The following is a 13,526-nucleotide window of genomic DNA, read 5'->3' as shown; positions in this document are numbered from 1 at the left end:
GAGAAGCACCCCATGAACGAAATGGGAGTTCGAGTTGAAGAAACGGGCCACCGTGATTTGTCGCAGAGGTAAGCGAATTCTCCTGGTCGCGCGCAGTCAGTCGAAGTGGGCGCTCCCGGGCGGCATGTTGAAGCGCGGCGAGCATCTCATGGAAGCCGCGCTGCGAGAACTCAGGGAAGAGACCCGGCTCTCCGGCAAGGCAGCCCGGTATTTGTTCGACATTCGCGGCAAGCAGAAACACCACCACGTGTTTTCGTGCGAAATACCGAGGCAAGCCAAGGCGCGGCCGAGCAGCGAAATAGCGAGGTGCCGATGGGTTCACCTCGACGACATCTCGCGCCTCATCACCAGCGGGCCGACCAACGATATTCTTCGGCTCGTCAACCACCGGCGCAGGAAGTAGCGCCAAAGTTTTCGTGGTGAGGGATTGAATGCGCCCGGCGTTCAGTCCCGATGTAGCTGCCCGCATTTGTCCTTTTGTCCTTATTTGCCTTTCACAGGCATGCCCCACATCCCTCCCGTGTCACTCCATCGTCACGTTGCAAACGTAAGGTCCAGCGCATCAAGACCGATTTTCAGGAGTACGAGATGAGACTCAGTGTATTTGCGTTTGTCATTCTCGCGCTGGGTACGGGCATCGCGCAGGCCGCCGACATCACCGGCGCGGGCAGCACTTTCGCAGCGCCGATCTATACGAAATGGGCGGATGCCTATCAGAAGTCGGGCGGCGGCAAGGTGAATTACCAGGGCATTGGCTCGTCGGGCGGCATCAAGCAGATTCAGGCGAAGACCGTGGACTTCGCGGGCTCGGACGCTCCGCTGAAAGACGATCAACTGGCCAAGGAAGGTCTGTTCCAGTTCCCGACAGTGGTCGGCGGCGTCGTGCCTGCGATCAACGTGCCGGGCGTGAAGGCCGGTGAACTCACGCTGTCGGGCCCGGTGCTCGGCGACATCTATCTCGGCAAGATCAGGAAGTGGAACGATCCGGCTATCGCTGCGCTGAACCCGAAGGTCAAGCTGCCCGATCTCGACATCGCGGTGGTTCGCCGCGCCGATGGTTCGGGCACGAGCTTCATCTGGACGAACTACCTCTCGAAGGTCAACCCCGAGTGGAAGAGCAAGGTCGGCGAAGGCACGACCGTGAACTGGCCGACGGGTACGGGCGGCAAGGGCAACGACGGCGTCGCGGCCTTCGTGCAGCGTCTGCCGGGCGCGATCGGCTACGTCGAGTGGGCGTACGCCAAACAAAATCACATGGTGTACGCGGCGATGAAGAACGAAGCGGGCGCGGTGGTTCAACCGGGCACCGAAACGTTCAAGGCCGCAGCCGCCGGCGCGGACTGGAAGAAGTCGTTCTACCAGATCCTCACGAACGAGCCGGGCAAGGACGCGTGGCCCGTTGTCGGTGCGACCTTCGTGCTGCTGCACACCGCACAGGACAAGCCGGACCAAGGCAAGGAAACGCTCAAGTTCTTCGACTGGGCCTTCAAGAACGGCGCTTCGGCCGCCGATAGCCTCGACTATATTTCGCTGCCCGATACGGTCGTGAGCGAAATCAGGTCGCAATGGAAAGAGAAGGTCAAGGACGCGAGCGGCAAGCCAGTCGCGCCATGATTCAGGTCGTAATCACAGGTAATCACACGAAAGCACACCTGTAAGTCATCTGACCTATCCTTAATGGACGGCCCATGTTCGAACAGGAGAAACCTGGATGAAAGCTCGACGCCTCTTTGCAGCCCTCGTGGCTGTATCACTTGTCCTGGCGCTTCCGGCAACCGCGAGTTACGCATGCGGCGACGGCAGTGGTTATAACCAGTCAAACGGCACCGGAAAATAAGCCGTTACATAACGGGTAATTTGCTGCGAATACTGCTCACCCAAAATCTTTTGCACCGCCGCATCGGTTATGCTGAACCCCATCCGTTTCATTGAATTGAAGAGAAACAGGGGAGCGAAGAGATGCGGCGCGTGGTGTTCAATCAGAAGGGTGGCGTAGGCAAGTCCACAATCGTCTGCAACCTCGCAGCCATCAGCGCAAATGAGGGCCAGCGCACGCTCGTGATCGACCTCGACGCGCAAGCGAATTCGAGCCAGTACTTGCTCGGCGCGGCTTGCGCCGACGCGAAGCCCAATGTCGCCGACTTCTTCGAAACCGCGCTGACTTTCAGCTTCAGGCCCATCGACGTCACCTCGTTCATTCATTCCACCCCGTTCGAGAATCTCGACGTGATGCCCGCGCATCCCGATCTCGACACACTGCACGGCAAGCTCGAATCGCGCTACAAGATCTACAAGCTGCGCGACGCGCTCAAGGAACTCGACATGTACGACGCGATCTACATCGACACGCCGCCCGCGCTGAATTTTTATACGCGCTCCGCGCTGATCGCAGTCGAGCGCTGCCTCATTCCCTTCGACTGCGACGACTTCTCGCGCCGCGCGCTCTATACGCTGCTCGAAAACGTGAAGGAAATACAGCAGGATCACAATGCGGCTCTCACGGTGGAAGGCATCGTCATCAACCAGTTTCAGCCACGCGCGAGCCTGCCGCAGAAACTTGTCGACGAACTCGTCGATGAAGGGCTACCCGTGCTGGCGTCGCGGCTGTCGTCGTCGGTGAAGATTCGCGAATCGCATCAGCAGGCGAGGCCCGTCGTTCATCTCGATCCGGCGCACAAACTCTCGCGCGAATTCGTCGCGCTGCATCAGGAATTGAGCGGGGCCTGAAAGGCACGAGCGCGGCAAGCGCGGACATCACCGGTTTACGCCCTCGGCGGAGTGTGCAAGTATCCCTCGCAGCGAGTCGCACCGAGACTCTTGCTCTCTTGCGAGGTGCAGAATGGACTGGAGGTTCTGGAAGACGGAGAAGCGCCAGGAAGAGGCGCGCAACTGGCCCGCCGATACGCATGAATCGATACGCCAACTCCTGGGCATGTATCAGGGCGTTGGCACGCCGCCGTTCGCGAACTGGGCCGCGCCCGGCATCGCGTTTGCGCCCGAGGTCGAAACGGCCGCCCAAAATGGGGTCAAGGGATATCAGCTCGCCCTCTGGTTCTGGCTCTTTGCCGAGAAGCACGGCACCATCGCGGCGAGAATGGCGCGCGAAACGTTTTGCCTGCTGGCGGACGCGGCGCAGCCCTCGTCGGGCGATGCCGCCGATACGCTTCTCGATCAGGAAAATCGCCTGGCGCATTCCGTCGAAGCCATTGCCGCCGAGCAGCGGGCGTTCAGCCTCGAAGGCCTGAGCGTCGAATTGCCGATGGAATTCTTTCTTGCCACGGGCACCCTGAGGCTTCGGCCCGAGTCGCCTTACGCGGGGGATGCGGCCGTATCGTTGCAAGGCAACGACTACAAGCTCGCGGACTGCTTTCGCCACGCCACGGAAGAAGCGCTTGCTGTTTTCCGGCCGATGATAGAGGCGGTGGAATTCGACGCGAAATCGCTGCCCAACTGGAAGTGGAGCGCCCGGCCGGGCGCGGCCGAGCGGCATCTGCAGCGGCGCTACAGCAATCCGCTGTTCCCGCTGCACCGGCAGATGGTGACCGCCCACGACGTACACGAGGCGCGTCTCGCCGACAGCCAGGCGCTGCAGGATATCCGCAACGAACTCAATGAAGTGCGCCGCGCGTTTTTCGAAAAACCGGAACTGCCGTTGAACTGGCTGGCGTACCTCGAAAGCTATCGGGACGAAGTCGACAGGCTCGATGAACGCCGCCTCGCGGCCGGCGGCCAGAACGTTGCGCTCGGCGAGGCGATAGCGGCGCTGCGTGCCGATGTTCTTGCGCCGTGGCGCGCCGAGATACAGAAGAGCCGCCACAGCCTCGCCACGCTCGAGCAGGACGAAGCGCGCCGGGCTGAACGGCGCGCGCTGTTGTACGGATGCGACTGGACCGCGCAACTGCTGAGTCACGGCTCGCTGATTCCGCCGGAGGAGGTCGTTCCCGCTCTGCTGAGCGAATCGCCGCCCGACATGGAGCGCGCGGTGACAGGCCTTCAATCCGAGCCGCGCCTGCACGAGACGCTGGCGCATTGCCGGGCCGTTGCACATCGGCTCGTGAACGAGCTTCGCGCGGCCGGTCACAGCGTTCCCGATATGACCGACAAGCTTCGTATTCTCGATGGCTCGTTCGACGGCCCGCTGAACCGCCGCGAGGAAGGCCCGCTCGACAGCGCGCCAGGGCAGTTGCCGGCCTGACATTCGGGGCGGCCGCCGGGCCGGTTCGCCGGAGTCAGGTTTTCAGCCGGTAGCCCGTCTTGAAGATCCACGCGGTGATCGCGAGGAACACGGCGAGAAACGCGGCGGTCATGCCGAGACTCACGCCCACGTCGACGTCCGCGAGCCCGTAGAAGCTCCAGCGGAATCCGCTGATGAGATAGACGATCGGGTTGAACAGCGTGATCACCTTCCACGCCGTAGGCAGCATGTCGACCGAATAGAAAGCGCCGCCGAGGAAGGTGAGCGGCGTGATGATCAACAGCGGCACGATTTGCAGCTTCTCGAAGTTGTCGGCCCATATGCCGATGATGAAGCCGAGCAGGCTGAACGTGATCGCCGTGAGCAGCAGGAACAGCACCATCCATACGGGATGCTGAATCTGGATCGGCACGAAAAGCCCCGCGGTCGCGAGGATGATGAGCCCGAGCACCACCGACTTGGTCGCCGCCGCGCCGACATAGCTGATCACGATTTCGAGGTACGAAACGGGCGCCGAGAGCAGTTCGTAGATCGTGCCCGTGAAGCGCGGAAAGTAGATGCCGAACGACGCGTTCGAAATGCTCTGCGAAAGGAGCGACAGCATGATCAAGCCCGGCACGATGAACGCGCCGTAGCTCACGCCGTTCACCTCCTTGATGCGCGAACCGATCGCGGAGCCGAACACGATGAAGTAGAGCGACGTCGAAATAACCGGCGCGACGATGCTCTGCATCAGCGTGCGCCGCGTGCGCGCCATTTCGAAGCGGTAGATGGCGCGAATTGCGTAGTGGTTCATCGGGAAGTTACCTGTCCTTTGCCGTTTTCCTCGACCGAAAGCGCGGCGGCCCCTGAAGCCGCCGCCGGGTCCTTGTGGACGAGACTCACGAAGATGTCTTCCAGCGAACTCTGGCTCGTTTTCAGGTCGGTGAAGCCGATGCCCGCGTCGCTCAGATCCTTGAGCAGCGTGATGATGTCGTTGCGTTCGTTTTCGCTGTCGTAGGTATAGGTGAGTTCCGCGCCGCCGCCGGCCAGTTCCAGCCCCCATGCGGCGAGCCCCGGCGGAATCGCGGCGAGCGGCGCTTCGAGCTGCAGCGTGAGCTGCTTGCGGCCCAGCTTGCGCATGAGCACGTCCTTGCGCTCGACGAGCATGATTTGGCCCGCGTTGATGACGCCGATGCGGTCGGCCATCTCCTCCGCCTCGTCGATGTAGTGCGTGGTGAGGATGATCGTCACGCCGTTCGCCTTGAGTCCGCGCACGAGTTCCCACATGTCGCGGCGCAATTCGACGTCCACGCCCGCGGTCGGTTCGTCGAGAAAGAGAACTTGCGGCTCGTGCGCGAGCGCCTTCGCGATCAGCACGCGGCGCTTCATGCCGCCCGAGAGCGTCATGATCTTGTTGTTCCGCTTTTCCCACAGCGAGAGGTCGCGCAGCACGCGCTCGACGTACGCGGGGTTGGCCGGCTTGCCGAACAGGCCGCGGCTGAACGATACGGTGGCCCAGACCGTTTCGAACGCGTCGGTCGTCAGCTCCTGCGGCACGAGGCCGATCAGCGAGCGCGCGGCGCGGTAGTCGGCGAGGATATCGTGGCCGGCCACGCGCACGCTGCCTTCGCTCGCATTGACGATGCCGCAGACGATGCTGATGAGCGTCGTCTTGCCCGCGCCATTCGGCCCCAGCAGCGCGAAGATTTCGCCGCGCTGGATGTCGAGGTTGATGTCCGTGAGCGCCCGGAGTCCGGATGCGTAGACTTTCGAGAGATTCTCGATGGAGAGGATGGTTTGCATGTGCGTGACATTACCAGAAGCCGGTAAAAGGCACCGGGCGCGCCCGCGTCAGCCGGGAAAGTACTCAGTTGTGCGGGCTACGAACGCGCTGCCGATCGTAGTATTCTCTAGCGACGCGGCCTCGGGGGGCGCTGATGTGCCATCGCGAAGCAGTCCAGACATCCAGATAAAGAGGGGAAGTTGAATGAAGTTGACGAAGCTCCTGTTCACTAGCGCGCTTGCCGTATCGGCACTCGGATTTACCGCCGTTTCCGCCCATGCGGAAGATTTGCTGGATTCCGTCAAGCAGGCGGGAGTGCTCAAGATCGGCCTGGAAGGCACGTATCCGCCGTTCGACTCGCGTGACAGCAAGGGCGAACTCGTCGGCTTCGACGTGGACGTGGCGAAGGCCGTGGCGGCCAAACTGGGGGTCAAGCCCGAGTTCGTTCCCACGGAATGGAGCGGCATTATCGCGGCGCTGCAGGCGGGCAAATTCGACGTGATCGTCAATCAGGTGACCATTACGCCGCAACGCCAGCAGGCGCTCGACTTCAGCCAGCCGTACACGTATTCGGCGGCGCAGCTCATCCAGCGCTCCGACGACAAGCGCGAATTCAAGACGCTCGCGGAATTCAAGGGCGACAAGAAGCTCGGCGTGACGCTCGGCACCAACTATGACCAGATGGCGCGCGCGGTGCAGGGCATCAACGTGCAAACGTATCCTGGCGCGCCCGAGAAGCTGCGCGACCTGGCCGCGAAGCGCATCGACGCGACGATGGACGACCGCCTGATGCTGCCGTACATCATCAAGACGTCGAATCTGCCGCTGCGTCCGGGCGCCGTGTTGCCGGGCGCCAATCAGGAAATGGGCATTCCGTTCCGCAAGGGCAATCCGAAATTCGAGAAGGCGATCAACGACGCGCTCACCTCGCTCAAGCAGGACGGCACGCTCAAGAAGATCTCCATGCAGTGGTTCGGTCAGGACGTAACGCAGCCGATCGCGCAGTAACGGCTGGCGTATGTGACAGGCGATCGCGCGTGCCCGCGCGATCGCCCCCTCGAGCTTCCCTCCTCACGCCTGCCGCTTGACATACCGATTCCGGTAAACGATCGACCACGCGGTGAGTCCAAAGTATGTCGCATACCTAACGATCATCGAGAGACGGTCGCCGTTTTGCGCGCCCGTACAGCAGACGAGCCAGATCCGCACCGCGTTCTCGCCAACGAGTCCCAGGCCCCAGACCGCGGTCATGAGGCGGATCGAGCGCACGAGCGCAGGGCGGTTCTGCCACATCTCGTCGAATTCCCGCTCGCGGCCCGAGCGTTCCCGCGAGAGCGTCGAACGTCCGAGGTAGAACACCAGTGGCCGTTCCAGCGGCAGCGACAGCAGAAAAATCACGCCGATCACCCCGCTCACCAGCGGCTCGCGCGCTTCGCTCAGCCACCGCGCGCTCGCCGAAGCCAGCACGACGAGCGACATGCCGATACTCGCGAGAACGAGTGCGCTCAGTGCGTCGAAGTGTCGAAATCGCACGAGGTCGAAAATCATCCAGGCGAGCAGGGGCGCCGCCGATGCGGCCAGTGCGCCTGGGACTCCCAGGCGAGCCAGCGTGAGCCAGTACACCGCCGCGGGCAACGCCGCATTGACGACGAATGCAAACGCGTAACGCGAGGACGGAATCATGACGACGATCGGCAGGAGGCGCCGGTTCTGAATGCGCTGACGCCTAAAGCAGGCTCGCAGCGCTGATGATGTTCGTGCCGGCGTCGGCACGCACACCGACGCCGGCCAGCATCGTCCCGCGGCATGCGGGCGCGCCGCAGCGGCAGATATATTCGCGCACGTTTTCTTCGCAGGCGTCCTCGGGCAGTTCGAGCGCGTAGTCGATGAACAGCTCTTCGCCAGGCAGGATGTCGCGGCATGCGTCGATGAAGACGTGGCCGTCTATTTCGATGGTTTCGCAGTTCGCCTGGCACGCGTGATTGAGCCAGCGCGCCCAGTTGCCGCCTTGGCCGCCGTCGATCACGCGGCCATCGGAAAGGCCGAAGAGAAACGTATGCGCGCCATCTTCACGCAGCCGATAACGCCGGGCCGCGCTGCGCCAGCTCATGATCTTGCCTTTGTATTCGAAGATGCGCTCGCCCGCCCGCAGGGGACGCAATGCGTAGACGCCTTTTCCGTGCACCGGCGACTGCCGGACAGTCATTCGTTTGCTCATGGCCATCTTCGCGCGCGTTGAACGCGTGCAGTATAAGCGGCCACAATGAAAGCGAGTGTTGAAAATGCTGATGAGCGTGGACGCCCCGCATTGCGTCTTCGCACTGGGCATGCGCCGCGCCCACCGGCGCCGCGCATGCATCGCCCTTATGACTGCTTCGGCGCCTGAATCATTTTCCAGCCGTTGCCGGCCGGGTCGCGAAAACCGGCGTCCACACTGCCGTATCGATCGACCGGCTCCTGGGTGAATTCCACGCCGAGCGACTTCAGGCGCTCGTAGCTGGCGCGGCAGTCCGCCACCGCGAGCACGAGGGGCGGCATGGCGCCCTTGGCGACCATGGCGCGCAGCGTTTGCGCGGTGGCCTCGTCGTGAACGGGCGGCCCCGGCTGGAAGAGGCCGAGCTGGAACGAGGACTGCTCCGGGTGCTGGACCGTGAGCCATCGGTACGCGCCGTTGCGCACGTCGGTATGCACGCGGAACCCCAGCTTGTCGACGTAAAACCTGAGCGCCTCTTCCTGGTCGTCGACGTACACACCCACCACATTGATACCCTGGTTCATGTCATCTCCTTGTCGAATGGCCGCACTTTAGCCGCGGGCGCGCGCCGGCGCTTCTCCAAAACTGCTGTGGTGAGGTCCGGGCGCTGCGCGGCCTTGAGCACGCAGGCGGGCACGCGGTCGATATCGGGCAGGTTTGCGCGCGCCTGAACGCGCATGGCGCTGGGGCTCAGGCCTGTAACGTCGCGAAATGTGCGGCCGAAGGTGCCGAGACTTTCCCAACCGGTGGCGAAGGCGATATCCGTGATGTCGAGATCGGTGTCGCGCAGCAGGGTCGCGGCCTGCTCGATGCGCCGCGTGAGCAGGTAGCGGTGCGGCGGGAGGCCGAAGGCCCGCTTGAAGGAGCGCGCGAAATGCGCTTCGGAAACGCCGCTGACCTCGGCCAGGCGCTTGACGGGCCAGGCCTCGTGCGAGGCGGCGTCCATGCGGTCTTTTGCGCGCAGTAGACGGCGCAGCAGGGCCGGGTCGTAGAGGGGCGCGGACCTGGCGGCTGCGCTGGCTGGCATGCATTCGTCTGAAGTGGGCGGCATGCCGGTAGTTTAGGCCCAACGGCGCGGCGCGCCCCCAAAGGGCGCCGCGCGCGCCTTACTTCAACCGCCCCGCCAGGAACTGCTGCAGCCGCTCGCTGCGCGGCGCATTGAGCACTTCCTTGGGGTCGCCTTGTTCCTCGATCTTCCCCTTGTGCAGAAACACGACGTGATTCGAAACGTTGCGCGCAAAACCCATTTCGTGCGTGACGACGATCATCGTGCGGCCTTCCTCGGCGAGCTTTTGCATGACCTTGAGCACTTCGCCCACGAGTTCGGGGTCGAGTGCGGAGGTGGGCTCGTCGAACAGCATCACTTCGGGCTCCATCGCCAGCGCCCGCGCAATCGCCACGCGCTGCTGCTGGCCGCCGGAAAGGTGCGAAGGATATTTGTGCTCGACGCCGGCCGCGAGCCCCACCTTGTCGAGGTACTTGCGCGCGCGGGCCTCGGCTTCGCTGCGGCTCAGTCCGAGCACGCTGACCGGCGCTTCGATGATGTTCTCGAGCACCGTCATGTGCGCCCAGAGATTGAAATGCTGGAACACCATCGAAAGACGCGTGCGCATTTTCTGGAGCTGCTTCGGATCGCTCACGCGCAGCGCGCCGCCGCGATCGGCGTTCGTGCGAATTTCCTCGCCGTTGAGCGTGATGCGTCCCGAGCAGGGCGATTCGAGAAAATTAATGCAACGCAGGAACGTACTCTTTCCCGATCCGCTCGACCCGATCAGACTGATCACGTCGCCAGCCTTTGCCTTGAGCGATACGCCCTTCAACACCTCGTTCTCGCCGAACTTCTTGTGCAGGTCGTCGACAATCAGCTTGTACATACTCGGTTCACTCCGGGTTCTCAATGGCCTTGCGGCTTCAGGTAGGCCAGCACACGTGTTTCGAGGCGGCGAAAGCCCCAGATCAGGGCGAAGACGATGGACGCATAGAGCGCCGCCGCGATTCCGTACGCCTGGAACGTCATATAGGTGGCGGAATTCGCGTCGCGCGCCACTTTCAGAATGTCGGGCACGGTCGCCGTGAAAGCGAGCGTCGTGGCGTGCAGCATGAGGATCACTTCGTTGCTGTACGAGGGCAGGGCGCGCCGCAAGGCGGAAGGCAGGATGATGCGCGTGTAGACCTTCGTCTTCGACATGCCATAGGCCTGAGCGGCTTCGATTTCGCCATACGAGGTCTCGCGAATCGCGCCCGCGAAAATCTCGGTGGCGTACGCGCACTCGTTCAGCGCAAACGCCAGCAGCGTGCAATTCATCGCACTGCGAAAGAAGTCGCCGAGAACCGGATTCGCATGCACGAAATGCAGGCTGTAGAGACCCGTATAGCAGAGCAGCAATTGCACATAGAGCGGCGTGCCGCGGAACACGTACGTATAGACCCAGACCGGCCGCGAAAGCCACCGGTTGCGCGAAGCGCGCGCAATGGCGAGCGGCACGGCAAGCAGGAAGCCCACCACGATCGACACGACCAGCAGCCAGAGCGTGATGGCGAGACCGCTGGTGTTGAAACCGTCGCTGTACAGATAATTGGGCCAGTATTGACGAAGCAGTTCGATCACAGCGCTGCCCTCCGCACGCCTGTCGAATAGCGTTTTTCGAGGCGATGCAATGCGAGGTTGGAAACCGTGGTGATGGCGAGATAGATCGCGCCGGTCACGAGCGTGAAGAAGAAAAACGCCTGCGTGGCCTTACCCGCATCCTGCGCGGCTTTCACGATATCGGCGAGACCGATGATCGAAACGAGCGCCGTGGCCTTCACGAGCACCTGCCAGTTATTGCCGATGCCGGGCAACGCAAAACGCATCATCTGCGGGAACAGGATGCGCGTGAACACGCGCGTGGAACTCATGCCGTATGCGAAGCCCGCCTCGATCTGTCCGCGCGGCACGGCGAGAAACGCGCCGCGGAAAGTCTCGGTGAAATACGCGCCGTAAATGAAGCCGAGCGTGATGACGCCGGCCACGAACGGATCGATGTCGATCTGGTCCATGCCCATCATGTCGGTCGCGTCGTTCAGCCAGATCTGGATGCTGTAGAACAGCAGCAGCATGAGCACGAGATCGGGCACCGCGCGAATGAGCGTGGTGTACGCCGTGCCGATGCGCGAGAGCGCGCGGTTGGGCGAGAGCTTCGCGGCGGCGCCCGCAAGCCCGAGCACAAACGCGGCGCCGAGCGAGAGCACCGCGAGCTTGATGGTTTCCCACGTGCCCGCGAGGAGCAGCGGGCCGAAGCCTTGAAAGACCATGGGGGATGTCCTCGTTCAGGGGAGCCGCGCTCCCGTTTTTTCGTTGCGGGAAAGACCGCTGCGCTTAACCGCCGTACACGTCGAAGTCGAAATACTTCGATTCGATCTTCTTGTACGTGCCGTCCTGGATCATGTCGGCGATCGTCTTGTCGATCTTCGCCTTGAGGTCGGCGTCTTCCTTGCGCAGCCCGATGGCGGCGGCGCCCGTGGGGATTTGCGCGCCAGCGAACGCGAAGCCCGCGCCGCGCGGTGTCTTGAGGAAGCCGATCCTGGCCTGTACTTCGTCTTGCAGCGCGGCGTCGAGGCGTCCCGATTGCAGGTCCAGATAAACCTGGTCCTGGTTCTGGTAGGGAATCACGTTGATGCCCTTGGGCGCCCAGTTCTGCTTTGCGTAGGTTTCCTGAATGGAACCCTGCTCGACGCCCACCGTCTTGCCTCGCAGCGAGGCGATGGTCGGTTGCAGCGGCGAGCCCTGCTTCGCGACGAGGCGCGTGGGCGTGTTGAAAAGCCTGGCCGAGAAGGCAATCTGCTGTTCGCGCTGCGGCGTGATTGTGAGCGCGGAGAGGGCGCCGTCGAACTTTTTTGCCTTCAGGCCCGGAATCATGCCGTCGAAGTCCTGCTCGACCCACACGCACCTGGCGTTCAGGCGCCTGCAGATTTCGTTGCCGAGGTCGATGTCGAAACCGACCAGCTTGCCGTCTGTTGCCTTGGATTCGAACGGCGCGTAGCTCGCGTCGGTGCCGAAGCGGATGGTGGACCAGTCTTTCGCGTACGCGCCACCGGCGGCAAGGGCGAGGGCAACACACAAGGCAAGTTTCTTCATGAAGTCTCCGATAGGCCGGCAAGTTGTCTATACAATTATCGACGCGTCGAAAGGACCGGCAATCGGTGTTATCACCTGGGGATTTCACTGTGCTGGAATCGAAAGATGGCGTAATTCCGGCGTCAGGAATCGACGATCCGGGTATACGTTGAGCGAATTTAACTTGTATAGACAAGCTTGCTTCGGTAATCTGATTTCACCTTGTCCAGACAACTTCGACACCGCAATGAACATCAAACTCACGCCCGGCCACCTGACCCTGCCCCAACTGCGCCAGATCGCGCGCGCCGATGAAAACGGCGGCGTAAAGCTCGAACTCGATCCGGCCAGCTTCGACGCCATCGACGCGGGCGCGCGCGCCGTTGCCGAGATCACCGCGAAGGGCGAGCCCGCGTATGGCATCAATACGGGTTTCGGGCGTCTGGCGAGCACGCATATTCCGCGTGAGCAGCTCGAACTGCTGCAGCGCAATCTCGTGCTCTCGCACGCCGTGGGCGTGGGCGAGCCGATGTCGCGTCCTGTCGTGCGTCTCCTGATGGCGCTGAAGCTGTCGAGCCTGGGGCGCGGCCATTCGGGCATCCGCCGCGAAGTGATGGATGCGCTCATCACGCTATTCAACGCCGACGTATTGCCTGTGATCCCGGTGAAGGGTTCCGTGGGCGCCTCGGGCGACCTCGCGCCGCTCGCGCATATGTCCTGCACGTTGCTCGGCGTGGGCGATGTGTTCGCGAAGGGCGAGCGCATGAGCGCGGTCGAGGGTTTGCGTCTTGTCGGCCTCAAGCCGCTCGCGCTGCAGGCGAAGGAAGGTCTCGCGCTGCTCAACGGCACGCAGGCTTCCACGGCGCTCGCGATCTACAACATGTTCGCGATCGAAGACCTCTACCGCACGGCGCTCGTTTCAGGTGCGCTCTGCGTGGATGCGGCAGCAGGTTCGGTAAAGCCGTTCGACGCGCGCATTCACGAACTGCGCGGCCATCGCGGCCAGATCGATGCCGCCGCGGCCTACCGCGCGCTGCTCGAAGGCTCGGCGATCAACCTTTCGCACCGCGACTGCGGCAAGGTGCAGGACCCGTATTCGCTGCGTTGCCAGCCGCAGGTGATGGGCGCGTGTCTGGACCAGATGCGCCATGCGGCGCAGGTGCTGCTCGTCGAGGCGAACGCGGTGTCGGACAATCCGCTGATCTTCCCGGAAACC

The 13,526-nt window shown here is 62.8% G+C and carries 16 protein-coding genes; 6 read left to right on the top strand and 10 right to left on the bottom strand.

The window, feature by feature from the left end; genetic code table 11:
* Positions 1-34 precede the first annotated feature (34 nt).
* The 4 genes from U5768_RS00080 to U5768_RS00065 all read left to right on the top strand — a co-directional run bounded on the left by U5768_RS00080 (position 35) and on the right by U5768_RS00065 (position 4,195).
* Positions 35-403 carry an NUDIX hydrolase gene (locus tag U5768_RS00080; RefSeq protein ID WP_322028345.1) on the top strand — a complete coding sequence of 123 codons (369 nt, stop codon included), beginning with the start codon at positions 35-37 and terminating at the stop codon, positions 401-403.
* A gap of 185 nt (positions 404-588) precedes the next feature.
* Positions 589-1,614: a phosphate ABC transporter substrate-binding protein PstS gene (gene pstS, locus U5768_RS00075; protein ID WP_322028344.1), complete on the top strand. Its 1,026-nt coding sequence runs from the start codon at positions 589-591 to the stop codon at positions 1,612-1,614.
* A 345-nt stretch (positions 1,615-1,959) separates the two neighbouring features.
* Positions 1,960-2,727, top strand: coding sequence for a ParA family protein (locus U5768_RS00070; RefSeq protein WP_322028343.1), 768 nt, complete (start codon positions 1,960-1,962; stop codon positions 2,725-2,727).
* Positions 2,728-2,839: 112 nt separating this feature from the next.
* On the top strand, positions 2,840-4,195 hold the full coding sequence (locus U5768_RS00065; protein WP_322028342.1) for a tryptophan leader peptide: 1,356 nt from the start codon (positions 2,840-2,842) through the stop codon (positions 4,193-4,195).
* Positions 4,196-4,229: 34 nt separating this feature from the next.
* Here U5768_RS00065 and U5768_RS00060 read toward each other — a convergent pair whose 3' ends face one another.
* Together U5768_RS00060 and U5768_RS00055 are read right to left on the bottom strand one after the other, a co-directional pair.
* Positions 4,230-4,991, bottom strand: a complete 762-nt coding sequence (locus U5768_RS00060; protein ID WP_322028341.1) for an ABC transporter permease — start codon at positions 4,989-4,991, stop codon at positions 4,230-4,232.
* Positions 4,988-5,980: an ABC transporter ATP-binding protein gene (locus U5768_RS00055; protein ID WP_322028340.1), complete on the bottom strand. Its 993-nt coding sequence runs from the start codon at positions 5,978-5,980 to the stop codon at positions 4,988-4,990. The genes U5768_RS00060 and U5768_RS00055 overlap by 4 nt, the downstream gene beginning before the upstream one ends.
* A 184-nt stretch (positions 5,981-6,164) precedes the next feature.
* On the opposite strand from U5768_RS00055, the gene U5768_RS00050 reads away from it, so the two are divergent.
* The gene (locus U5768_RS00050) at positions 6,165-6,968 is read left to right on the top strand and encodes a transporter substrate-binding domain-containing protein (RefSeq protein ID WP_322028339.1); all 804 of its coding nucleotides are present in this window, start codon (positions 6,165-6,167) and stop codon (positions 6,966-6,968) included.
* Positions 6,969-7,031: 63 nt separating this feature from the next.
* On the opposite strand, the gene U5768_RS00045 is transcribed toward U5768_RS00050, so the two are convergent.
* From U5768_RS00045 to U5768_RS00010, 8 genes are all read right to left on the bottom strand, one after another.
* Entirely contained in the window at positions 7,032-7,643 is a 612-nt protein-coding gene (locus tag U5768_RS00045) for a VC0807 family protein (protein ID WP_322028338.1), read from the bottom strand.
* A gap of 43 nt (positions 7,644-7,686) precedes the next feature.
* Positions 7,687-8,178, bottom strand: a complete 492-nt coding sequence (locus tag U5768_RS00040; RefSeq protein WP_322028337.1) for an SET domain-containing protein — start codon at positions 8,176-8,178, stop codon at positions 7,687-7,689.
* Between the two features lie 146 nt (positions 8,179-8,324).
* Positions 8,325-8,738, bottom strand: coding sequence for a VOC family protein (locus U5768_RS00035; protein WP_322028336.1), 414 nt, complete (start codon positions 8,736-8,738; stop codon positions 8,325-8,327).
* Positions 8,735-9,265, bottom strand: coding sequence for a helix-turn-helix domain-containing protein (locus U5768_RS00030; protein WP_415913821.1), 531 nt, complete (start codon positions 9,263-9,265; stop codon positions 8,735-8,737). The genes U5768_RS00035 and U5768_RS00030 overlap by 4 nt, the downstream gene beginning before the upstream one ends.
* A gap of 55 nt (positions 9,266-9,320) precedes the next feature.
* On the bottom strand, positions 9,321-10,088 hold the full coding sequence (locus U5768_RS00025) for an ABC transporter ATP-binding protein (RefSeq protein ID WP_322028334.1): 768 nt from the start codon (positions 10,086-10,088) through the stop codon (positions 9,321-9,323).
* Between the two features lie 20 nt (positions 10,089-10,108).
* Entirely contained in the window at positions 10,109-10,822 is a 714-nt protein-coding gene (locus U5768_RS00020; protein WP_322028333.1) for an ABC transporter permease, read from the bottom strand.
* Positions 10,819-11,508 carry an ABC transporter permease gene (locus tag U5768_RS00015; RefSeq protein ID WP_322028332.1) on the bottom strand — a complete coding sequence of 230 codons (690 nt, stop codon included), beginning with the start codon at positions 11,506-11,508 and terminating at the stop codon, positions 10,819-10,821. Before U5768_RS00015 ends, U5768_RS00020 begins: the two co-directional genes overlap by 4 nt.
* A 64-nt stretch (positions 11,509-11,572) precedes the next feature.
* Positions 11,573-12,331 (bottom strand): ABC transporter substrate-binding protein, encoded by a 759-nt coding sequence (locus tag U5768_RS00010; RefSeq protein WP_322028331.1) that lies wholly within the window; start codon positions 12,329-12,331, stop codon positions 11,573-11,575.
* Positions 12,332-12,557: 226 nt separating this feature from the next.
* Here U5768_RS00010 and U5768_RS00005 point away from each other — a divergent pair.
* Positions 12,558-13,526 (top strand): aromatic amino acid lyase (locus U5768_RS00005; RefSeq protein ID WP_322028330.1); only part of this gene is annotated, 969 nt, incomplete at its 3' end.

Origin of the sequence: Paraburkholderia sp. J76 (assembly GCF_905220295.1) — a bacterium.
Taxonomy (GTDB): Bacteria; Pseudomonadota; Gammaproteobacteria; order Burkholderiales; family Burkholderiaceae; genus Paraburkholderia.
Note: the sequence above shows the minus strand (reverse complement) of the source record. Positions and strands in the feature narration are given on the sequence as shown.